The sequence below is a fragment of the Amycolatopsis sp. CA-211722 genome, from assembly GCF_056828465.1.
In genome coordinates this window covers 6714726-6735086 of the sequence record NZ_CP184752.1, presented here as the reverse complement: position 1 = coordinate 6735086, position 20361 = coordinate 6714726, and the positions used below count along the sequence as shown (strand labels likewise).

Here is a 20361-nt window from a genome sequence, read left to right as displayed (position 1 = left end):
TCAGCGGGTCTCGGGTTCACGAGACCGCCGCTGGAAGGCGCCCGCGTCGGTGGCGAATCCGATCGCGGCCTTCAGCAGCAGGTCCTTCTCCGCGCGCAGCAGCGCGTTCTCGGCACGGAGCCGGTCCACTTCGGACTGTTCGTCGGCTGGGGTTCCGTTGTCCGGGGCCATCAGCGAAGGGGGTCGAAGGGACGCAGGGCCTCCGGCTGTTTGCCGGTGGTGATGTGCTCGGCCAGGAGCCGTCCGGTGATCGGGCCGTGGGTCAGTCCCCACATCCCGTGCCCGCCCGCCACGTAGAGCCCAGGGGTGCTCGTCGCGCCGATCACGTGCCGCCCGTCGGTGGTGACCGGACGGGAGCCGACCCATTCGTCGGTCCGCCGCTCCCAGTCAAGGCCGGTGAGGAAGGGCCGCGCCGACGCGATGATCGAGGCGATCCGGGCCGGATCCAGTGGCGCGTCCGGTTTCCGGAACTCCATCGTCCCGGCCACGCGGAGACCGCCCCGGTACGGCGTGCACGCCACGCGGATGTCCGGCAGGTACAGCGGGCCCGGCACCGGACGGTCGGTCGGCACGGTGAAGGAGTAACCGCGTCCGGCGCGGACGGGGACCTTGACTCCCCACTTCCGGCCCAGGTCACCCAGCCAGGCCCCGGTCGCCAGCACGACGGCGTTGGCGTTCACCGTCTGGCCCGTCGTCGACCGCACGCTCAGGGCGTGGCGGTACGCGCGCAGCGAAGCGACCTCGAACTTGTGGCGGATCGTGCCGCCCCGGCCGACCACCGCCCGGGCCAGCGACTCGACGAACCGGCCCGGGTCCACGTAGCGCTGTCCGTCGATCCGGACCGCGGCGCCGAGCCGGGCCGTGGCCTGGGGAAATCGCTCGGAGAGGTCGGCCGCAGTGAGCCGTGTCCAGGAGATGTCCTGCCCGGTCTCACCGATGCGCCGCAGTTCGGTGATCAGCGCCGCGGCCTGGTCGGCGGTCTCGAACGCGGCCGTGATCGGCGCTTCGACGGTCGGCGCGTCCACCCCGTTCGCGGTGAGGACGTCGAAGGCTTCCAGACACTCGTCGTTGAGCGGCGAATTCGCCTCGACGGCGCGGGTCCACGAGCGTCCGGTGCAGTTCGCGGCGAACCTGGCGAGGAACGACCACAGCCGCGGATCGGGAGACGGCGGAACGTGCAGCGGGGCCTGCCGGTCCAGCAGGGTTCGCAGTCCGTAGCGCAGGACGGCGGGCTCGTTGAGCGGGATCGCGAGCCCGGGGGAGAGCCAGCCGGCATTACCCCACGACGCACCCGCCGCGATGCCTTCGCGATCGAGCACGGTGACTCCGACACCGCGTTCTTGCAGGAACCACGCGGTCGACAGGCCGACCACGCCGGCTCCGATCACGATCGCCGAACGCGGGCCGCCGTCGATCCGGTCGAGCTCGCCCATGAATTCCTCCGCTGCACGAGTGGTGCTGACGCGGTCAGGATGGCTCGGATCCGGACGGCGGAGTTTGTCCGGTTCCGACAATCCGGGCGGGCTGGTTTGGCCGGAACGGTCAAGGGGCCGGTTCGGACACGGCCAGCTCGATGATCATCGCCAGCCGTTTCGCGGGCTGGTCGAGACGGAGTTCGGTCACTTCCGCCATCTTCCGGAGCCGGTAGCGGATCGTGTTGGGATGCACTTCCAGCCGCTCGGCGGCCTCGGCGAGATCCCCTTGCGCCTCGAGCCAGGCGCGCAGCGTCGCGACGTAGCTGGTGGCGTGCGCGCTGTCGTGCCGCCGCAACTCGGTGATCGGACCGCGGGCCGGTGCCCGGCCGGACGCCGCGGCGGCCCGCAGCCGCTGCACGAGGATGTCGTCCCAGGCTTCGTCGTAGGCGATCGCGGGTTTCGTGCTTTGCCGCACGGCGTGCAACGCGAGACATTCGTCGGCTTCCAGCCTGCTGGCCGGCAGCTCCGCCGAAGTCGCGCCCGCGCCGATCCCGGCCAGCATCGTCACCTGCCGGGGCAGCGCCTCGCGGATCGACCTCACCCAAGCCCGGGCCGCCTCGACGTCGTCCCCGGGCAAGACCGTGTAGACGGTGTTGCTGAACAGCGTGCTGCGACCCGGCCGTGACCAGCCGAAGCCAGTCGTCGCCCGCTCGAACGCGAGCAGGAGCGCGGCATGGCGCTCATCCCCGATATGGGCCTGGAGCGCGATCACCCGGAACCGGCCGGGCGGCAGGCCGAGCCTGCTGAGCACGGCGGCCGCGTCCGGCGTTCCTTCCACCAGTCGGATCACGAGATCGGATTCGACCTGCCGCTCCAGGTCGGCGCTCGCCCGTGAGCGCAGGAGATGCAGGCCGACGGTGCGTGAACTGTCCCGCAGGACCGCACGCCGGGCGTCGGTCAGCGGCCGGTCGCATTCCACCCAGATCGAGCCGAGCAGCTCGCGGCCCGCGCGAACGGCGACGACCATGCGCCCGGTCAGCCCGTGTTCGGGATCAGCTTCGACGAACAGCGGCTCGTCGGATTCGGCGAGATGGGCGAAGACGCCCCGCTGTTCGAACAGTTCGCGGACCGGTTCCGGGACGCGCCTGCCGAGGATCGTCTCCAGCCGCGCCCGATCGGCCAGATGCTGGCGGCTGGAGTAGGCCAGGACCCGGGAGAGCCGGTCCTCGATGGTCACCGCGCTGCCGAGCGCGTCCGCCAGGCTGTCGGCCAGCGCGAACAGGTCGGTCGGACCGCGGCCCGACTCGGTCTCGCGGCCTTCCAGGACGAGCCCGTAGACCACGCCGGCGAGCTGGCCCCAGGACACGTCCGGGTCCACCAGCAGCACGGCGACGCCGCCGGTCCCGGCGCGCTCGTCCGGCGCCGACCCGCGGACCAGGACGACCGAGGCGTGTGCCGCGACGGCCAGGTCGACAGCCGTCGCGACCGAGTCCGCGCCGACCGCGAGGAAGACGTCTCCCCGCAGGTCGCGGGGGTCCGCGGCGTCGTGCATCACCACATCGCGCAAGGCCACCTCGCGCGACACCGGGCAGCACCACAGCCGCACCCCGTATCCACCGAGGACGTTCACGAGCCGATCCAGCGTCACCATGGCCGCGACCCTGCCATCAAATGGTGCCGGACACGACGCGTTCACCCGTTGACTGTGAGTTTAGGAACCTTTTACACTGTGATCGTTAGGAAACTTACTTAACTAAAGCGACTCCGGCTGACCCGACGCCGCCCACCGCCGGTACTCGCCGACTCCGCAACGTCGAGGAGTTCGCATGAAACGGAGAACACCCCTGGCCGGTGTCGCGGTGGCGACGCTGGCCCTGCTGGGGCAGACCTTGATCTCGTCGGGTACCGCCGCGCAGGCGGAATCACTGCTGTCCGCGGGCAAACCGACCACCACCTCGTCGGTCGAAGGCGCCGAGTTCGGCGGCGCCAACGCCGTCGACGGCAACACCACGACCCGGTGGGCGAGCGAGGAGATGGTCGATCCGCAGTGGATCGCCGTCGACCTCGGCGGTACGTCGACCGTCACCAAGGTCAAACTGAACTGGGAAGCCGCCTACGCCAAGACCTACAAGATCCAGGGCTCGGCCGACGGCAGGACCTGGACCGACATCAAGTCCGTCGTCGGGGGCGACGGCGGTATCGACGAGCACCCCGGCCTCAACGCGACCGCGCGCCACATCCGCGTCCACGGAACGGCTCGCGGCACGACCTACGGTTACTCGTTGTGGGAGCTGGAGATCTACGGTGACCGCGTCGGCGGCGGGGACACGCAGGCGCCGACGGCGCCCACGGGGCTCACCGCGACCGCCACCACGACGGACAGCGTCACCCTCGGCTGGACCGCGTCCACCGACAACGTCGGGGTCACCGAGTACGAGGTGCTCCGCGACGGCAACGTCGTCGGGACCACGGCGACGACCACCTACACCGACAGCGGCCTGGCGTCCGGAGTGGAGTTCGGCTACTCCGTGCGGGCGCGGGACGCGGCGGGCAACGTCTCCGCGGCGAGCGCGGCGATCAGGGCCGCGACCCAACCAGGCGGCACCGGCCCGGTCACGCTCGCGCTCGCGGGTGACATCGCCAACCCGGAGCTGTTCTCCACGCACCAGGGGACCGCGAACCAGGTCGCCCGGATCAACCCGAAGTACGTGCTGACGGTGGGCGACAACCAGTACCACAAGGGCACCATCTCCGAGTACCGCTCCCACTACGACAAGACGTGGGGCAAGTTCAAGAGCATCACCAAACCCACGACGGGCAACCACGAATGGGACGACCAGCTCCGGGGCTACAAGGAGTACTTCGGCGCGATCGCGTATCCGCAGGGCCTGCCGTACTACAGCTACGACATCGGTGACTTCCACTTCGTCGCGATGGACTCGAACCCGATCTACACCGGTGGTGGTTCCGACCAGGTGACCTGGCTGCGCAACGACCTGGCGAAGAACACGAAGTCCTGCGTGATCGGGTACTGGCACCACCCGCGCTTCAACTCGGGGAACTCCGGGGACAAGAAGCAGATGGCTCCGCTGTGGAACGAGATGGCCAGGGCGAAGGCGGACATGGTGATCACCGGTCACGACCACCACTACGAGCGGACGAAGCCGCTGGACGTCAACGGCCACATCGACGAGGCCAACGGCGTGCGGTCGGTCATCGCCGGTATCGGTGGCGACTACCTCTACACGGACTACAAGGCGCGTGAAGGGGTGGAGAAGATCCTCGCCAAGCACGGGGTGATGAAGCTGATGCTGAACGGGAAGTCCTACTCCTGGGAAATCCACGACACCAACGGGAACGTGCTCGACAAGGCGGGCCCGTACACCTGCCGCTGACAGCCGTGGTCCGATGCCGTGAGTGGCGTTTCGGGTTCTCTTGAGAGGTGAGGAAATTCTGGCGTGTCGCGAAAGCCACTTTCGAGACGTGCGATGTCTCGGAAGTGGCTTTCGCGACACGAAACACCACTCACCCCTCAGCCGACCCGGTCATCGGTAGCCGACGGTCAAGACATGACAACGTGAATCCCCATCCAGGAGTACAGGTGAATCGATTGGTGAAGCCGGGCACCGCCGCGATCGCGGCGATCGTCCTGCTCGCTCAGCCCGTGACGGCTTCCAACGCCACGGCGGAATCGCTGCTGTCGGTGAACAAGCGGACCACGACCTCCACTGTGGAGAGTGAGGGTTTCAGTGGTGCGCTCGCCGTCGACGGCGATTCGACGACGCGCTGGGCGAGCCTGGAGGGCGATCCACAGTGGATCGCGGTCGACCTCGGCGGTCCGGCGGACATCAGCCGGATCAAGGTCTTCTGGGAATCGGCTCACGCGAAGGACTACCAGGTCCAAGCCTCCGACGACGGCCAGAACTGGCGGGACGTGAAGACCGTGGCGGGCAGCGACGGCGGTATCGACGAGTTCACCGGGCTGAACACCTCCGCCAGGCACATCCGGATCTTCGGTACGGCACGGGCGACCGTGTACGGGTACTCCCTGTGGGAGCTGGAGGTCTACGGCGTCCGGACCGGTGACGGCGACATCCAGCCGCCGTCGGTGCCGACGGGGCTCCGGCAGGCGTCGTCCACGACGGAGAGCATCACCCTCGCCTGGACCGCGTCCACCGACAACGTGGGGGTCACCGAGTACGAAGTCCTGCGCAACGGCAACGTGATCGGGCGGTCGGCGACGACTTCCTACACCGACACTTCCTTGGCGTCGGGCTTCGACTTCCAGTACGCGGTGCGGGCGCGGGACGCGGCGGGGAATCTGTCCGGATCGACCGCGCCGGTGAAGGCGTCCACCCGTCCGACGGTGTCCGACGGCATCGTCATCGCGCTCGCCGGCGACATCGCCAAGGCCGAGCTGCCGTCCGAGCACCAGCGGACGGCGGAACTGGTGCGCAAGATCAACCCCCGGTACGTGCTGACGGTCGGCGACAACCAATACGTCGACGGCACCATCGAGGAGTTCCGGACCTACTACGACAAGACCTGGGGCAAGTTCAAGAAGATCACCAAACCCACGCCGGGTAACCACGAGTGGAACAACGAACTGGCGGGCTACAAACAGTACTTCGGGAAGATCGCGACGCCGAAGGGAAAGCCGTACTACAGCTTCGACGTCGGCGCGTTCCATTTCGTCGCGCTCGATTCGGACCCGGTGTACAACGGCGGCGGCGCCGAGCAGGTGGCGTGGCTGCGCAAGGATCTGGCGAAAACGAAGAAGTCCTGTATCGCCGGGTACTGGCACCATCCGCGCTTCAACTCGGGCAATTCCGGTGACGCGAAGAGCATCGCGCCGTTGTGGAACGAACTGGCCAGAGCGAAGGCGGACGTCGTGTTCGCCGGACACGATCACCACTACGAGCGGACGAAGCCGCTGGACGTCAATGGGCATGTCGACGAGGCCAAGGGCGTGCGGTCGGTCATCGCCGGCATCGGCGGCGACAGCCTCTATCTCGATTACAAAGCCCGTGAAGGCGTCGAGAAGATCCTGGGCAAGCACGGAGTGATGAAGCTGGTGCTCAAGGGAAAGACCTATTCCTGGGAGATCATCGGCACCAACGGGGAACTGCTCGACAAAGCGGGCCCGTACACCTGCCGGTGACGAGGAAAGGGGACAGGGTGAAGCTCCCGGTGAAGTTCGTCGTGGCGCTGGCGGGTGTCGCCGCGCTCGCCGCCGCCTCGGTGGTGTACGTCGTGCAGGCCAAGGCGAACAGCCCCGAGCGGCGGACGGCCGACGCGGCGGTCTCGGTGGATTCCTCGGCGCCGGTCGTGCTGGGGGAGCCGGGGAGGCTGCTGTTCCGCAACGGCGCGCCGGGGCCGGGATACGGCAACGTCGCGTCGGTCCCGGTTTTCGAACCCGGTGCTCCGCGGCGGGTCAGTTCGCTCGGGTGCGAACGGTTCTACACGGCGGTGGACGGCGGACTGTGCCTGGCGAAGGAACCCACTCCGCTGCCGGGCGCGGTCGCCAAATTCGTCGATTCCGCGCTCGGCGAGGTCAAGCGCGTCGACGTGCCCGGCATCCCCAACCGCGCGAAACTCTCGCCCGGTGGCCGGATGGGGAGCTGGACCACCTTCGTCACCGGTGACTCGTACTCGACGCCCGGCACCTTCTCGACCCGCACGGCCATCATGGATCGGGAACGGAACGAGCTTTCGAGCAACATCGAGGGCATCCCGCTGCGGATCGGGGACACCGTCCACCGGGGCGAGGACGTCAACTACTGGGGTGTCACCTTCGCCGCCGACGAGCGGACGTTCTACGCCACGGTCTCCACCGGCGGGCGGACCTACCTCGTGGAAGGCGACAACGAGGCGTGGAAGGCACGGACCCTGCGGGAGAACGCGGAATGCCCGTCGTTGTCGCCGGACGGCACGAAGCTCGCGTTCAAGAAACGCGTCGCGGACGGCGACGTCCGGCCATGGCGGGAACATGTGCTGGACCTGACCACGATGCGCGAGACCCCGCTCGCGGAGGCGCGCAGCATCGACGACCAGGTGGTCTGGCTCGACGACGACACGATCGCCTATGGCCTGCCGCGCGCGGACGGCAAGGAGAGCGACATCTGGTCCGTGCCCGCCGACGGCACCGGCGCGCCGCGGCTGCTGGTCCCCCTGGCGTCGTCGCCGTCGGTCACGACGGCTCGTCGATGACGGCGAACCTCCCGTCCTCCCGGTACAGCCAGTACCGGCGCAGCATGCGCAACACCACGGAGACCTGCAACGCGGTGATCCCGGGCAAGGGGGCGAGATCCCTGGTGAGGAAGTCGGCCATTTCGTCCTCGTTCCGGAACACGCCCTGGTGGATGACCGAAGCGGTGCCGGCGACGATCGACACGTATCGCGCCGACGGATGCCGCGCCAGTTCCCCGGCCACGGCCTGGATGGCGCCCGGGGTGATGGTCAGCGCGATGACCGCTTCCAGTTCGTAGCCGAGCTGCGCGGGTTCCACCTCCACGCGTGGCCGGACGAGGCCGCGTCGCAACGTCGACTGGATCAGCCGGTAGGCGGTGGACTGGCTGAGGCCGAGGCTCCGGCCCGCTTCGGCCGCGGTGATCCGCCCGTTCCCGGCCAGCAGCGCGATGAGCCGCCGCTCGTCCGCGCCCACTTCGTCGGCGTCCGGCGCGGCCGGTACCACCTGCTCGCGGGACAAGATCTTCTGCTGGTCTTCGCTCAGCCGGTGCAGCCGCCACGAGTCCGCCCTGGTCAATGCCCGCAGTACCAGCTCCGAATGGGTCCCCGCCACACCCGGCACGCCGGGGATGCGCTCGGCGAGCAGTTCGCGCGCCTCGGCCCGGTCCGGAACGTGCACGGCCAGGTAGACGTCCGACCGGCCCGCCGTCTCCGCCGCGAGCTGGACCTCGGGAAACCGTGCCAAGGCCTTCGCCGCCGAGCCCGACGCGCCCGGTTCGGTCGTGACCCAGACGTGCCGCGGGTTCCCCCGTGCCCTCGCCGTCCACTCGACCTGGCCGATCACCCGGAGGATCCGCTGTTCTTCGAGGCGGACCAGCCGTCGTCCCACCGTGCTGGCGGAGACGTCGAGCGCCTCCGCGAGGGTGGCGACCGAGGCTCGCGGGGCGATCTGGAGCGCCGCGATCAGATCGAGGTCGGGTTCGGTCAGCATCGGCTGAATGTATCAGTCATACCGCGCTCCCAGGTGACTGATCCGTGCGGAAATCAGTTCAGGGTTGCACTATTCGGTCGCTTGAGTTTGTAATGGGCGCTCCGATCAGGAAGGAGCCGCGCCGGTGAGTGCCAGCCAGGCCAGAACGACCTCACGTCCGATGAACTTCCTGCTGCGCGCGCTCGACGGCGTCGAGCGGCTCGGCAACAAGCTGCCGCATCCGTTCTGGCTGTTCGTCATCCTGAGCGGCGTGCTGGCGCTGGCCAGCTGGGGGCTCAGCGCGGCCGACGTGTCGGCGGTGAACCCCGCCTCGGGCAAGACCGTCGAGGCGAAGAACCTGCTGTCCGCCGACGGCGTGCGGATGATGGTGACCGACGCGGTCAAGAGCTACACGTCGTTCCCGCCGCTGGGCACGATCCTCGTGGTGATGCTCGGCGTGGCGGTCGCCGAGCGGTCCGGTCTGCTCGCGGCCGTGCTGCGATCCGGTGTTTCGAAGGTCTCGCCGCGCTGGGTGACCTTCGCGCTGGCGTTCACCGGAATGGTGTCCCACGTCGCGTCCGACGCGGCCTACGTGGTGCTGATCCCGTTGGGGGCCTTGGCTTTCCGCGCGGTGGGGCGGAGCCCGATCCTGGGCATCGTGGTCGCGTTCGTGTCCATCTCCGCGGGGTACGACGCCAGCCCGCTGATCACACCGACCGATGCCATCCTGTCCGGGCTGACCACGGCGGCCGCGCAGACCATCGATCCGGCTTATACGGTCACCCCGCTGGCCAACTACTTCTTCTCGCTCGCGTCGTCGGTCGTGCTGGCCGCCGTGATCACGCTCGTGACCGAGAAGGTCCTCGCTCGGCGCGCCGAGGCGATGCCCGTCGACGACGACGCGGAGGAGGACGACCTCGGTTCGCTCCAGCTCAGCCGTCAGGAACGACGGGGCCTGCTCGCCGCGCTCATCGCGCTGGCCGTCTTCGTGGTCGCGCTGGTGCTGGCGGTGCTGCCCGCGTCGTCGCCCTTACGCGGCAAGGGCGGAAGCATCATCGAGTCGCCGTTGCTGACGTCCATCTCGATCTTCCTCGCGCTCGGATTCCTGGCCGCGGGCTGGGCTTATGGCAAGGTCGCCGGGACGGTGACCAGCAGCCGCGACATCCCCGGGTTCATGGCACACGGATTCCGCGAGATGGCGCCGATCCTGGTGCTGTTCTTCGCCATCTCCCAGTTCCTGGCCTACTTCAAATGGACCGGTATCGGCGAGATCACCGCGATCAACGGCGCCGGCCTGCTCAAATCCGCCGGCGTCTCCGGCCCGGTCATCATGCTGGGCATCCTCGTCGTGGTGACCCTGGTGAACCTGATTGTCACCAGCGGCTCCGCCCAATGGGCGCTGATCGGCCCGGTATTCGTCCCGATGCTGATGTTGCTGGACATCCCGCCGGAGACCACGCAGGCGCTGTACCGCATCGCGGACTCGTGCACGAACGCGATCACCCCGATGAGCCCGTACTTCGTGATGGCGCTGGGCTTCCTGCAGCGCTACCGGCGCTCGGCGGGGATCGGAACGCTGTTCTCGATGACGGTCCCGCTGTCGTTCGCCCTGCTGGTGGTGTGGACGTTGCTGTTCTTCGTGTTCTGGGTGTTCGGCATCCCGCTCGGCCCCGGCGCACCCGTTCGGTAGAAAGGATTCTCTTGTCACACACGGATTGGTCCCGCCAGGCACTGCCCGCCATGCTCGACGATCTGCGGAGCGTCGTCGAACTGGAGACGCACAGCTACGACAAGCCGATGCTGGACGACGGCCTCGACACGATCCGGGCCTGGGTCTTCGACCGCCTCGGCGCACCCGACACCGAGGCCCGCCACACCGACACCGTCCGCGGCGACGTGCTCGAACTGAGCTATGCGGGGACGGCGCCGGGAACGGTGCTGCTCCTGAGCCACTACGACACGGTCTGGCCGACCGGCACCCTCGCCGGCTGGCCGTACACCGACGAGGACGGCCGCGTCACCGGGCCTGGTGCGTTCGACATGAAACTCGGTCTGGTGCAATCGGTCTGGGCCCTGCGAGGTCTCCGCGAGCTCGGCCTTCCGCATCCGTCGGTCAAGTTCCTCTTCAACGGCGACGAGGAGATCGGCAGCCCCCACTCAAGGCCGTACATCGAAGCGGCCAGTGAAGGCGCGCTGGCCACCCTCGTCTTCGAGGCGTCGCTGGATGGCAAGCTGAAGACCGCGCGCAAGGGGGTCGGCCTGTTCGACGTGACCGCCACCGGCGTCGAAGCTCATGCCGGCCTGGACCCGTACGCGGGAGCGAGTGCGATCCACGCCCTCGCCGAGATCGTCGGACAGCTGGCATCCGCGGGCTCCCGCGAACTCGGGACCACGGTCAACGTCGGCACCATCTCCGGCGGCACCGGTCGTAACGTCACCGCGGGCAGCGCCGGCTGCGGCGTCGACGTCCGCGTCGCCGAACCGTCCGAAATGGACCGGATCGACAAGGTGTTCGCCGGTCTGGAAGCGGCCGATCCTCGCGTGAGGGTCTCGGTCGAAGGGGAGTGGAACCGTCCGCCGATGACACCGAACGACCCGTCGAGGGCGCTGTTCGAGACCGCGCGGAAGGTGGCGGCCGACGAGGGCTGGCAGCTGGAGGAGACCGCGGTGGGAGGGGCGAGCGACGGTAACTTCGTGTCCGCGCTGGGACGTCCGGTGCTCGACGGGCTCGGCGCCGTCGGAGGTGGCGCCCACGCGCGCGACGAACACATCCTCGTGCGGCACATCCCGGAACGGACGGCACTGGCGATCGGGCTGATCGCGGCCCTCGCCTGACGAGCGGAAGTCTTTTGGGGAACTCGGTGCGGTTCGAGGTTTCGACGGCCGCCGAACGTGGTAGTCCTCGCGGTGCCACCCCCTTCGTCCAGGACGTGAGCAGCCATGTCAGCACCCGAATCCACAAGGGGCAAGGGAGCCGTCGTCGCGGGTTATGACGGCTCCGAGGAATCAGGCAAGGCCGTGCGCTGGGCCGCGGGCGAAGCCGCTGCCCGAGGCCGCGGACTGGTCGTCGCCCACGTCGTCGGGTTTCCGCCCGTGCCCGAAGCGCTTCCGGGCGGCGGGGCGTGGCCACGGCCGGGATTCCTCGAAGCAGGTCAGGAAACGGCGCAGCGACACGCCGAGGCCATGCTCGGCGACATCGCGCAGGAATGTCGCCGAGCATGGCCGGAGCTGGCCGTTTCGACTCGGCTGTTGTCCGGCCGCGCACCCGACGAGCTGGCCCGCGCGGGCCAGAACGCGGATCTGCTGGTCATCGGGTCGTCAGGGCTCACCGCGCTGCCCAGGCTCCTGGTCGGATCGACGGCCAACGAGCTCCTGCACGTCCACCACCGGCCCATCGTGGTGGTGCGCACCGGTGATGAACCACCGCCGGACGGCGACCGAAAGGTCGTGGTCGGCGTCGACGGATCCGAAACCAGCAGGGAAGCCATAGGGTTCGCCTACGACTTCGCGGACCGGCACGACTGCGCGCTGGTGGCTCTGCACGTCTGGTCGGATCTTCCGCTCGAAGCGATGGCGGTGACTCCCACCGAGCACGACCGGGAGCTCATCGAGGAGCGGGGAAAGCCGGTACTCGACGAATCGCTGGCCGGATATCGGGAGCGGTACCCGGACGTTTCCGTCCACCGGGTGATCGCCGTCGACCGGCCCGCTCACGCGCTGGCGGAACAGGCCGAGGGCGCCGCGCTGCTCGTCGTCGGCAGCCATGGACGCGGCCCGCTGCGCCGTGCCCTCCTGGGGTCGGTCAGCCGCGCCATGGTCCACCACGCGCCCTGTCCCGTCGCCGTGGTCCGTCACCACAAGGAGCGCCACGCCGGTAGCCGCTGAGACCCGGTGAATCCGTCAGCCACAGGCCTGCCCGCTGCCAGATGAGTCGTGCGTCGACACCGGTGGTGTGCCAGGTGGTGGCGCGGGTGGTACCCAGTTCGCGGTACTCACGCATGATCGCGACGTGTGCCGGCAACCCGACGAAACCTCGCAAGCCGTCACGGTCGCGCCACACCGAGACGGAACCCAGCCGTCGACGCAGCGGCTCGGCCCACAGCCACAGACCGACCGCGCCGGGCAGCCGGGGCCACTCGCGGCTGAGCGCGTACCCCGCCCGGTAGGCGCCCGGCGTGGTCCGGAAGTGGTCGAGCGTCAACGCGGTGACACTGACCAGCACGTCTCCGGAGAAGCCCGCCGCCTGGCCGGGAATCCACTTGCCTTTGAGCATGGCCACTCCTCGCGTCGTCGCAGCTGAAATGACTGCCATGCGCTTATGGTACGCACATGCTTACGGTCTCCGGCTACCCCAAGACGCGCGGACGAATCCCGTGGGGCCGGGTGAACGACCAAATCCACGCTTCCCGGTGGCACGGCCCCGGTGAGGCTGCCGACCGCGTCGGCCCGCCGACAGAATCGGGCATGAAGTTCATGCGCCACCTCTTGAGCCTCGCCGTGGTCACGACACTCCTCGCCGCGCCTCCGGCGTTCGCCATCGGGACGCCGAGGCTGCTCATCGGGCAGGATTTCCCGGACCCCGACATCGTCAGAACCGACTCCGGTTACTTGGCTTTCTCCACGAGCACCGGCGCGGTGAAGATGCCGTACGCGCACACTCCGGCGCCTGAAGGTCCGTGGCGGATGGCCGGCGACGCCCTCGCGGCCGTACCGAAGTGGGCGAAACCCGACGGTGGGTTCTGGGCCCCCGATGTGACCCGGCTTTCCGACGGCACGTTCCTGCTCTACTTCTCGGCGGCGGTGGCTCCCGGCGGGGAGATGTGCATCGGCGCCGCGACCGCCGCGAAAGCCGAAGGGCCGTACATCCCTGCCGGTGACGGTCCGCTGATCTGCGTCCCTGGCGACGGCGGCGACATCGACCCGCAGACCTTTGTGGACTCGGACGGCTCGCGGTATCTGATCTACAAGAGCGACGGCGCCGCGGTCGGTCCTCCGGCCGCGATCTGGTCGCAGAAACTGCTCGCCGACGGGCGGACACCGACGGGTCCGCGGATCGAGCTCCTGCGCGCCGATCTCACGTCGGAGAACGCGGTCGTCGAGGCACCGTCGGTGGTGAAGACGTCGAGCCGGCACTTGTTGTTCTACTCCGCCGACACGTTCCAGAGTTCCGGCTACCACACGGGATACGCGTCCGCACCCTCGCTGAGCGGACCGTTCGTGAAAGCCGGCGCGCCGTTCCTGTCCACCGATCTGCTCGGCGGGCAGGTCGACGCCCCGGGTGGGGCCGACGTTGTCGACGGCCGGATCCACTTCCACGGCTGGCTCGGTGGTGGCCGCACGGCCCGTGGGATGTACCAGCTGCCCATCAGCTTCCCGAACGATGTTCCCCAGCTCGGCTGACAGGGTTTCGACTCTGTCGTTCGGGTATCCGAAGGGTGAGACCGACCGAAGGAGTACCGGCGATGACAGCCCAGCCGCCCGACCCGGAACCCGAGAAGACCCACCGCGAACCAGGGGGAGGAGTCCGGCCGGGCGACACGCCGCCCGACTCGGCACAGACCTCCGGGCTCTCGCACCCGCAGCCGATGCCCTCCAAGGCGATGCCTGTCGCCTGGCTGATCCTCATCGGCGTTCTCGTGGTCTTGGCGAGCGGGTTCGTCGTCGCGCTGGCGCTGGGATGGCTCAAGCTGGGCTGACCACGAGCAGGCATTCCGACGAGGCCGCCCCATCAGCTTCGGCCCATGACTCGCGTGATCACGCGCCCCGAGCACCGCTTCTGCTCAGTTCGATCAATCGCGGCAAGGCGTCGGCGGGGAGCGAGACACCGCGGTAGGCCATGAGTTTGGTGAACTGGCGCATCGGCATCGAAGCGACCATGCGCATCCAGTCCGCGCTGTCGCGGGCCTGTTTGCTCTGACCGTCGGCCAGGTTCGCGGCGAGCAGTTCACCGAGCTCCGGCCCCACAATCGGGTGGCTGAACCACTCTTCGACCGTCGAGTCGATCGACAGGACTGGGACGATGACGTCGCCGGCCAGCGTGATGGGCGCTTCGGCGACGACCTTCGCGGCACTCTGGCCGATTTGGACGGTGTAGTCGCCGGGCGAGACCACCCACCGGCTCGATCCGATGTCGTACCAGGCGAAAGCGCGGCGATCGAGCGCGAGCTCGACCCGCCTGGCCTCGCCCGGTTCGAGGGAGATCTTGGTGAACGCGCGAAGTTCCCGTGCCGGGTTGCGAACGGGAGCGGCGTCGCTGGCGACGTAGACCTGGACGACGTGCTTACCGGCGCGGGTTCCGGTGTTGGTGACCGTCACCGCGACCGTGGCGGAGTCGTCTCCCGTCACCGTGACCGCCAGGTCGGCGGTGTCGAAGGTGGTGTAGGACAGGCCGTGGCCGAAGGGGTAGCGGACCGCGACCTCAGCGGTTTCGTAGTAGCGATAGCCGACCATGACACCTTCGCCGTACCGGACGTGTCCCGCCTCGCCGGGGAAGGTGAGATAGCTCGGGTTGTCCTGTAAACGCGACGGAATGCTCTCGGCCAGATGACCCGACGGGCTGACGACCCCGAAGAGGAGGTCGGCGAGCGCGCTGCCGCCCGCCTGCCCCAGGAGCCAGCCGTCGAGAATGGCGTCCACGTCGTCGTGCCAGCCCTCCAGCGACACCACGCCACCGTGCGAGAGGACGACCACGGTGCGCCCGCTCACCGCCGCGACCGCCTTGATGAGCTCGACCTGCGCCGCGGGAAGGTCGATGGTGTCCCGGTCGAAGCCCTCGGATTCGTCCCGTTCACCCAGGCCGGCGAAGACCACCGCGACGTCGGCCACGCGGGCGATCTCGACGGCGTGGCCGGCCGGCCCGCTCGCGTAGGTCACGGATTCCCCGAGCTCGCGGATCGCGTCGAGCGCGGCATCGACCCTGGTCGGATTGACGTGGGAACTGCCGCCGCCCTGGAAGCGGGGACTCGCGGCGAACTCGCCGATGACCGCGACCGCCGACCGCGTGTCCAGAGGCAGCGTGTCCTGGTCGTTCTTCAGCAGGACGGCACAGTCGGCGGCGACCTCTTTCGCCACCCGGTGCTGCTCGTCAAGGTCGACGCCGCTGCCCGCGGGCACGACCCGGCCGGTGAGCGCGAGCACGCGGCGGACGCTCCTGTCGACGACGGATTCGTCCAGTTCCCCGCTCCGGACAGCCGCCACGATCTCGGCGTCGCCGCTGCCGCCGGTTCCCGGCATCTCGAGGTCCAGCCCGGCGGCGAGCGCGGCGACCCGGTCGTTCACCGCGCCCCAGTCCGAGACGACCAGACCGTCGAAACCCCATTCGTCACGCAGGATTTCGGTGAGCAGGCGGCGGTTCTGCGAGGCATGGACGCCGTTGACCCGGTTGTACGAGCACATCACCGTCGCGGGGTGCGCTTCCTTCACGACCCGCTCGAACGCCGGGAGGTAGATCTCGCGCAGGGTCCGCTCGTCGACCTCCACGCTGACCCGCATCCGGTCGGTCTCCTGGTTGTTGGCCGCGAAATGCTTCAGCGACGCGCCCACGCCTTCGGCCTGCATGGACCGCACGTAGGCACTGGCCAGCACTCCGCTGAGCAACGGGTCTTCGGAGTAGTACTCGAAGTTGCGGCCGCACAACGGGGACCGCTTGATGTTCACGCCGGGGCCGAGCACCACCGAGACCCCGGCCGCGCGGGCTTCCCTGCCGATGGCCGCGCCGACCCGTGCGGCGACCTCGGGATCCCAGCTGGAACCGACCGCGACCGACGGCGGGAAACAGGTGGCGGACACGCTGTCGTGCACGCCGAGATTGTCGGCCTCGCTGTCCTGACGCCGCAGGCCGTGCGGGCCGTCGGCGAGCAGGATCGACGGGATCCCCGCGGCCTCGATCGCCTCGGTGTGCCAGAAATCGCTGCCGGACAGCAGCGACGCCTTCTGCTCGAGCGTGAGGTCGGCGGGTTCGTTCTGCGAGGTCAACGGGATTCCTTCCGGCCGGTGACTGTCCATTGTGTTCGAGAGTGCCAGACGCGCGCCGGAACGCGCCCTGGATCAGGTCCGCACCGGCGGAGATGCCCGGCTGAGGAGCGGCCGCTGACGATGGGGGCATGGACATTCCCCACGCGGCCGGGCAGGCCCGTCGGGCGGCGCGAAACACGCGGGCCGCGCGCCTGCCGTCGCTGACAGGGATGCGTTTCGTCGCCGCGCTCGCGGTCTTCCTTTCCCATCTCACCCTGGCGGATCTGTTCGCCGACGACGGCGTCCAGAAGTCGATGACGGCGACGTTCATCCAGGGCGGATTCACCGGTGTCGGATTCTTCTTCGTGCTCAGCGGATTCGTGCTGGCCTGGTCCGCGCGGAAGAAGGACACGGCGCGGACGTTCTGGAGGCGACGGTTCTTCAAGATCTACCCGAACCACGTCGTCACCTTCGTCGCGGCGGCGTTGCTGCTGGGATTCGTCGCGAACGAGACCTTCGACTTCGGTGCCGCGGCGCTGAACCTCTCGCTGTTGCAGGCCTGGGCGCCGGTCGAGGGCGGCTTCAACATCGTCTCGTGGTCCCTCTCCTGCGAGGTGCTGTTCTACCTGTCGTTCCCTTTGCTGTTCCGGTACATCCGCCGGATCCGGCCGGACCGGCTTTGGCTGTGGGCGGGCGTGGTCGTCGCGATGATCCTGCTGGTCCCGCTCGCCGCGACCGCGCTGCCGAACGAGCCCTACCTCTGGTACGCCGAGACTTCGGTGCCGCGGTTCTGGTTCGTCTACGCGTTCGCCCCCGTGCGCCTGCTCGACTTCGTGTTCGGCATCCTGCTGGCGCGTGTCGTGCTGGAAGGGCGCCGCCTGCCACTGGGATTCGGCTGGGCGGCGGTTCTTTCGCTGGCCGCCTACACGCTGGCGCCGTTGTTCCCGATGACCTACAAACTGACCGCGGTCACGGTGGTGCCCCTCGGCCTGCTGATCGCGGCGGCCGCGGTGGCCGACCGTGAAGGACGGCGTACTTTCTTGGCCGGCCGCCGGATGGTGTGGCTCGGTGAGGTCTCCTTCGCCTTCTACATGGTGCATTGGCTGGTGCTCACCTTCGGGGTGCGGTGGATCGGCGACCAGTGGGGCACGCCGGCGGCGCTGGGGGTGTCGGCGCTGCTGTTCGGGGTGACGCTCGCTCTCTCGTGGCTGCTGCACGCGGGCGTGGAACGACCTCTCATGCGGCGGTTCTCCACCCGGCGCGGACCGCGGCTCGTTCTGTATCGGCAAGAACCGGCATCCGCGAAGGACGCGGCACCGGTACCCACGGTGAGGATGGAAGACCATGGCTGAAGAACTCGACAGTTTCCCGTTCCCCCTTGGCCCCCGCGGCCGTCCTGTCGACGACTACGAACGCCGTCTGCGGGAATGCCCGCTCGGCCAGGTGCGGCTGCAAAGCGGCGACGTGGCCAGGCTCGCGGTCCGCTACGACGACGTCGTCAAGGTGCTCAGTGATCAGCGATTCAGCCGGAACCTCACCTACGAGGGGGCGCCGAGGCAGGCCGACGGTCTCGACTTCACGGTGGACCCCGACATCATCATGAACATGGACCCGCCCCGCCACACCCGGCTGCGCCGCCTGCTGGCGGGCACCCTCACCCCGCGCAAGGTCGAGGAGTGGCGGCCGAGGGTGCGCACCATGGCCAACAAGATGATCGACGGACTCGAAGGTCCCACCGTCGACGTGGTGAGCACGATCGCGTTCCCGTTCGCCGTCGAGGTGATCAGTGAGGTGATGGGGGTTCCGGGGATCGACGCCGAGCGGATCCGGCACTGGTCGGATCTCCTGCTCCCGTCCGGCGGCCTCGGGATCGAAGAGCAGACCGCGGCGCTGATGGAGTTCGCGGCGTACTGCGTCGAACTGATCGAACAGGTCCGTCACCTGCCGGGCGACGGCGTGCTCCAGACGATGATCCAGGCGCGGTACGAAGGCGACCGGCTCAGTGACGACGAACTGGTGCGCAACACGATCGGGATGTTCCTCGCCGGGCACGAGACGACCGGATCGGTGCTGTCCCGTGCGTTCCTGCGGCTGCTGGCCCCGCGTGAGCACTACGACCGGCTGGTCGCCGAGCCCGCGCTGATCCCGAGCGCGGTCGAGGAACTGCTGCGTGTCGAGGTACCGGGTGACGGTGCCCCGCTCAGGGTCGCGCTGGAGGACGTCGAGCTGGCGTCCGGGACGATCCGCAAGGGCGAGGCGGTGGTCGCGTCCTTCGTCGGGCCGAACTACGACCCGGAGATCTACGACGCCCCGCGGGACCTGCGCCTCGACCGGGACGAGAAGGCTCATCTGACCTTCGGCCGCGGGGTGCACTTCTGCCTCGGCGCGAATCTGGCGCGGATGGAGATGCAGGAACTGCTGGCCGCCTTCGTCGACCGGCATCCGCGGCTCTCGCTCGCCGAAGACCCGGACGAGGTCGAGTGGACCGACAGCGCGTTCAAGCGGCCGTCCCGGTTGCTGCTGAACCTGCGCTGAACAGCGACATCGTCGGCACCGGCACGGCGGCCCCCGGGTCCGTGAAGACATCCCTGGGTTTTGTGTGTCAAGCGGCGGTGGTGTTGTGGTGGGCCCAGGCGGTTGTTTCGTTGTAGTGGGTGTGGGTTTTGAGGCATCCGTGGAGGAGGCCGACGAGTCGGTTGGCGAGTTGGCGTAGGGCGGCTTGGTGGCCGGCGCCGCGGGCTCGGAGTGTGTCGTAGTAGGCGCGGGCTCCGGGTGAGGCTTTGAGTGCTGATTGGGCTTGGCGGGTGAGGGCGTCGAGGAGCCGGTCGTTGTGCACGTATCGGGCCCGGATGGTGGTTTTGCGGCCGGAGGCGATGGTCAGCGGGCTGGTCCCGGCATAGTTTTTGCGGGCTTTCGCTGAGGTGTAGCGGGTGGTGTCGTCTCCGAATTCGGCGAGCACCCTGGCGCCGAGGATCTGCCCGAGTCCGGGTTGGGACAGGTAGATCTCGGTGTCAGGGTGCTGGCCAAAAGAGGCCTTCACCTCGGCTTCGAGCTGGGTGATCTGCTCGATGAGGGTGATGATCACCGCGATCAGCGAGCGGGTGATCGCCGCCGAGGCCGTGGTCAGGACCGGGCCACGGCCCAGCGCCGGAGCGCGCAGAGCAGCCTGGATCGCGGCGGCTTTACCCTCGATATCGCGTCGGCGGGCCCGGGTGAGCGCTGCGGCGATCTGCTTGCGGGACAACCGGGCCGCGCTCTGCGGGTCGGGTGCCTTCGCCAGCAACGACAGGGCCTCGGGCGTGTCCAGATCGGGGAAGGCCTCCAGCGCGGCGGGGAAGTAGTCCCGCAGCGTGGCCCGCAACCGCAGCACATGCCTGGTCTTGTCCCAGATCAGCGCTTGGTGCGCGCGGGTGAGCCCCTGCACCCCGTCGGCGAGATCGCTGTCGCCTGCGACCTCACGCAACTGGTGGGCGTCGGTGCGGACCAGATCGGCCAGCACATGCGCGTCACCGGCGTCGCTTTTCGCGCCGGAGACCCCGAGCCGGTCCCGGGCCCGCGCCGATTGCCGCGGGTTGACAGCGAACACCCGATACCCCGCGGCGACCAGCGCCGCCGGCCACGGGCCCCGATCGGTCTCGATCCCGATCAGGACCTGAGAAGGATCGGCGTCCTCGGGCAGGAACCGCGCGAGCAGCCCATGCAACCGGGCGATGCCCTCGACGCCTTCCGGGAGCCGGGCTTTGCCCAGCCGCCGCCCGGTCTGGTCCTGGATCTCCACATCGTGATGATCGGATGCCCAGTCATCACCGACGAACAACACCACGCCGCACCAGC

The 20361-nt window shown here is 68.8% G+C and carries 17 protein-coding genes; 10 read left to right on the top strand and 7 right to left on the bottom strand.

The annotated features are described in order from the left end of the window. The 3 genes from ACOCEP_RS31755 to ACOCEP_RS31745 all read right to left on the bottom strand — a co-directional run bounded on the left by ACOCEP_RS31755 (window position 1) and on the right by ACOCEP_RS31745 (window position 3066). Window positions 1-171, bottom strand: coding sequence for a hypothetical protein (locus ACOCEP_RS31755; protein ID WP_192744224.1), 171 nt, complete (start codon window positions 169-171; stop codon window positions 1-3). Further along, window positions 171-1433, bottom strand: coding sequence for an NAD(P)/FAD-dependent oxidoreductase (locus tag ACOCEP_RS31750; protein ID WP_482332808.1), 1263 nt, complete (start codon window positions 1431-1433; stop codon window positions 171-173). Before ACOCEP_RS31750 ends, ACOCEP_RS31755 begins: the two co-directional genes overlap by 1 nt. A gap of 109 nt (window positions 1434-1542) precedes the next feature. Beyond that, window positions 1543-3066: a PucR family transcriptional regulator gene (locus ACOCEP_RS31745; RefSeq protein WP_482332806.1), complete on the bottom strand. Its 1524-nt coding sequence runs from the start codon at window positions 3064-3066 to the stop codon at window positions 1543-1545. A 175-nt stretch (window positions 3067-3241) separates the two neighbouring features. Between ACOCEP_RS31745 and ACOCEP_RS31740 the strand changes: the two genes are divergently transcribed. The 3 genes from ACOCEP_RS31740 to ACOCEP_RS31730 all read left to right on the top strand — a co-directional run bounded on the left by ACOCEP_RS31740 (window position 3242) and on the right by ACOCEP_RS31730 (window position 7625). After that, entirely contained in the window at window positions 3242-4810 is a 1569-nt protein-coding gene (locus ACOCEP_RS31740) for a discoidin domain-containing protein (protein ID WP_482332805.1), read from the top strand. A gap of 206 nt (window positions 4811-5016) precedes the next feature. Then, window positions 5017-6576 carry a discoidin domain-containing protein gene (locus tag ACOCEP_RS31735; RefSeq protein WP_482332802.1) on the top strand — a complete coding sequence of 520 codons (1560 nt, stop codon included), beginning with the start codon at window positions 5017-5019 and terminating at the stop codon, window positions 6574-6576. A 17-nt stretch (window positions 6577-6593) separates the two neighbouring features. Then, complete coding sequence (locus ACOCEP_RS31730) at window positions 6594-7625, top strand: TolB-like translocation protein (protein ID WP_482332801.1); 1032 nt, start codon at window positions 6594-6596, stop codon at window positions 7623-7625. On the opposite strand, the gene ACOCEP_RS31725 is transcribed toward ACOCEP_RS31730, so the two are convergent. Next, window positions 7606-8595, bottom strand: a complete 990-nt coding sequence (locus ACOCEP_RS31725) for an Lrp/AsnC family transcriptional regulator (RefSeq protein WP_482332800.1) — start codon at window positions 8593-8595, stop codon at window positions 7606-7608. The two genes, ACOCEP_RS31730 and ACOCEP_RS31725, sit on opposite strands and share 20 nt — an antisense overlap. 160 nt (window positions 8596-8755) lie before the next feature. On the opposite strand from ACOCEP_RS31725, the gene ACOCEP_RS31720 reads away from it, so the two are divergent. The 3 genes from ACOCEP_RS31720 to ACOCEP_RS31710 all read left to right on the top strand — a co-directional run bounded on the left by ACOCEP_RS31720 (window position 8756) and on the right by ACOCEP_RS31710 (window position 12459). Next, a complete protein-coding gene (locus tag ACOCEP_RS31720) occupies window positions 8756-10264 on the top strand; it encodes an AbgT family transporter (protein ID WP_482339859.1) in 1509 nt (502 codons plus the stop codon). Window positions 10265-10314: 50 nt separating this feature from the next. Then, window positions 10315-11409 (top strand): M20 family metallopeptidase, encoded by a 1095-nt coding sequence (locus ACOCEP_RS31715; protein WP_482339858.1) that lies wholly within the window; start codon window positions 10315-10317, stop codon window positions 11407-11409. Window positions 11410-11514: 105 nt separating this feature from the next. After that, window positions 11515-12459, top strand: a complete 945-nt coding sequence (locus ACOCEP_RS31710) for a universal stress protein (RefSeq protein ID WP_482332798.1) — start codon at window positions 11515-11517, stop codon at window positions 12457-12459. Here the strand turns inward: ACOCEP_RS31710 and ACOCEP_RS31705 are convergent. Further along, entirely contained in the window at window positions 12377-12847 is a 471-nt protein-coding gene (locus ACOCEP_RS31705; RefSeq protein ID WP_482332797.1) for a hypothetical protein, read from the bottom strand. The genes ACOCEP_RS31710 and ACOCEP_RS31705 overlap by 83 nt on opposite strands. A 191-nt stretch (window positions 12848-13038) precedes the next feature. Here ACOCEP_RS31705 and ACOCEP_RS31700 point away from each other — a divergent pair, with 191 nt between their 5' ends. Together ACOCEP_RS31700 and ACOCEP_RS31695 are read left to right on the top strand one after the other, a co-directional pair. Beyond that, window positions 13039-13974, top strand: a complete 936-nt coding sequence (locus tag ACOCEP_RS31700) for a glycoside hydrolase family 43 protein (RefSeq protein WP_482332796.1) — start codon at window positions 13039-13041, stop codon at window positions 13972-13974. Between the two features lie 62 nt (window positions 13975-14036). Then, a complete protein-coding gene (locus ACOCEP_RS31695) occupies window positions 14037-14270 on the top strand; it encodes a DUF6480 family protein (protein WP_482332795.1) in 234 nt (77 codons plus the stop codon). Between the two features lie 58 nt (window positions 14271-14328). On the opposite strand, the gene ACOCEP_RS31690 is transcribed toward ACOCEP_RS31695, so the two are convergent. Beyond that, window positions 14329-16548 (bottom strand): glycoside hydrolase family 3 C-terminal domain-containing protein, encoded by a 2220-nt coding sequence (locus ACOCEP_RS31690; protein WP_482332793.1) that lies wholly within the window; start codon window positions 16546-16548, stop codon window positions 14329-14331. A gap of 128 nt (window positions 16549-16676) precedes the next feature. On the opposite strand from ACOCEP_RS31690, the gene ACOCEP_RS31685 reads away from it, so the two are divergent. Together ACOCEP_RS31685 and ACOCEP_RS31680 are read left to right on the top strand one after the other, a co-directional pair. Beyond that, window positions 16677-17879: an acyltransferase family protein gene (locus ACOCEP_RS31685; protein ID WP_482332792.1), complete on the top strand. Its 1203-nt coding sequence runs from the start codon at window positions 16677-16679 to the stop codon at window positions 17877-17879. Beyond that, window positions 17872-19062, top strand: coding sequence for a cytochrome P450 (locus tag ACOCEP_RS31680; RefSeq protein ID WP_482332790.1), 1191 nt, complete (start codon window positions 17872-17874; stop codon window positions 19060-19062). The genes ACOCEP_RS31685 and ACOCEP_RS31680 overlap by 8 nt, the downstream gene beginning before the upstream one ends. A 67-nt stretch (window positions 19063-19129) precedes the next feature. Here ACOCEP_RS31680 and ACOCEP_RS31675 read toward each other — a convergent pair whose 3' ends face one another. Continuing rightward, the gene (locus ACOCEP_RS31675; RefSeq protein ID WP_482339561.1) at window positions 19130-20347 is read right to left on the bottom strand and encodes an IS110 family RNA-guided transposase; all 1218 of its coding nucleotides are present in this window, start codon (window positions 20345-20347) and stop codon (window positions 19130-19132) included. Window positions 20348-20361 lie beyond the last annotated feature (14 nt).

Excerpts from the sequence above, each read along its gene's own strand:
- ACOCEP_RS31700 (WP_482332796.1), top strand. The coding sequence starts at position 13,039 with ATGAAGTTCATGCGCCACCTCTTGAGCCTCGCCGTGGTCACGACACTC.
- ACOCEP_RS31705 (WP_482332797.1), bottom strand. The coding sequence starts at position 12,847 with ATGCTCAAAGGCAAGTGGATTCCCGGCCAGGCGGCGGGCTTCTCCGGA.
- ACOCEP_RS31720 (WP_482339859.1), top strand. The coding sequence starts at position 8,756 with ATGAACTTCCTGCTGCGCGCGCTCGACGGCGTCGAGCGGCTCGGCAAC.
- ACOCEP_RS31685 (WP_482332792.1), top strand. The coding sequence starts at position 16,677 with ATGGACATTCCCCACGCGGCCGGGCAGGCCCGTCGGGCGGCGCGAAAC.
- ACOCEP_RS31710 (WP_482332798.1), top strand. The coding sequence starts at position 11,515 with ATGTCAGCACCCGAATCCACAAGGGGCAAGGGAGCCGTCGTCGCGGGT.
- ACOCEP_RS31740 (WP_482332805.1), top strand. The coding sequence starts at position 3,242 with ATGAAACGGAGAACACCCCTGGCCGGTGTCGCGGTGGCGACGCTGGCC.
- ACOCEP_RS31680 (WP_482332790.1), top strand. The coding sequence starts at position 17,872 with ATGGCTGAAGAACTCGACAGTTTCCCGTTCCCCCTTGGCCCCCGCGGC.
- ACOCEP_RS31695 (WP_482332795.1), top strand. The coding sequence starts at position 14,037 with ATGACAGCCCAGCCGCCCGACCCGGAACCCGAGAAGACCCACCGCGAA.
- ACOCEP_RS31755 (WP_192744224.1), bottom strand. The coding sequence starts at position 171 with ATGGCCCCGGACAACGGAACCCCAGCCGACGAACAGTCCGAAGTGGAC.
- ACOCEP_RS31750 (WP_482332808.1), bottom strand. The coding sequence starts at position 1,433 with ATGGGCGAGCTCGACCGGATCGACGGCGGCCCGCGTTCGGCGATCGTG.
- ACOCEP_RS31725 (WP_482332800.1), bottom strand. The coding sequence starts at position 8,595 with ATGCTGACCGAACCCGACCTCGATCTGATCGCGGCGCTCCAGATCGCC.
- ACOCEP_RS31715 (WP_482339858.1), top strand. The coding sequence starts at position 10,315 with ATGCTCGACGATCTGCGGAGCGTCGTCGAACTGGAGACGCACAGCTAC.
- ACOCEP_RS31745 (WP_482332806.1), bottom strand. The coding sequence starts at position 3,066 with ATGGTGACGCTGGATCGGCTCGTGAACGTCCTCGGTGGATACGGGGTG.